This window comes from Streptococcus suis, from assembly GCF_019794555.1.
In the GTDB taxonomy this organism is placed as follows: Bacteria; Bacillota; Bacilli; order Lactobacillales; family Streptococcaceae; genus Streptococcus; species Streptococcus suis_AB.
In genome coordinates this window covers 1,260-1,592 of record NZ_JAIMEP010000019.1, presented here as the reverse complement: position 1 = coordinate 1,592, position 333 = coordinate 1,260, and the positions used below count along the sequence as shown (strand labels likewise).

Below are 333 nucleotides of genomic sequence, written 5' to 3'. Positions count from 1 at the left end.
CCAGATCCTAAATCTGGTGCGTCTGCCAATTCCGCCAAACCCGCATATGACTCGTGCTGGGCTCGAACCAGCGACCCATTGATTAAAAGTCAATTGCTCTACCAACTGAGCTAACGAGTCGTAAATATGATGCAAACTCTATTTGCTCTATTTCCAACTTCAAATAGTCTCCCAGACTATTTGAACGGTCCCGACGGGAATCGAACCCGCGATCTTCGCCGTGACAGGGCGACGTGATAACCGCTACACTACGGGACCTATCTGTACTCAAGCTAAAATCCTAGTGAAAAAGATAAACTTCCTAGAGTCATTAACTCTCATCAGTTTCCTATT

2 tRNA genes are annotated in these 333 nt (G+C 45.9%); both read right to left on the bottom strand.

What is annotated here, in order from left to right:
* Nucleotides 1–47: 47 nt before the first annotated feature.
* Nucleotides 48–120: transfer RNA gene (locus K6V48_RS08110), tRNA-Lys, on the bottom strand.
* Nucleotides 121–185: 65 nt separating this feature from the next.
* A tRNA-Asp gene (locus K6V48_RS08105) sits at nt 186–258 on the bottom strand.
* Nucleotides 259–333: the final 75 nt, after the last annotated feature.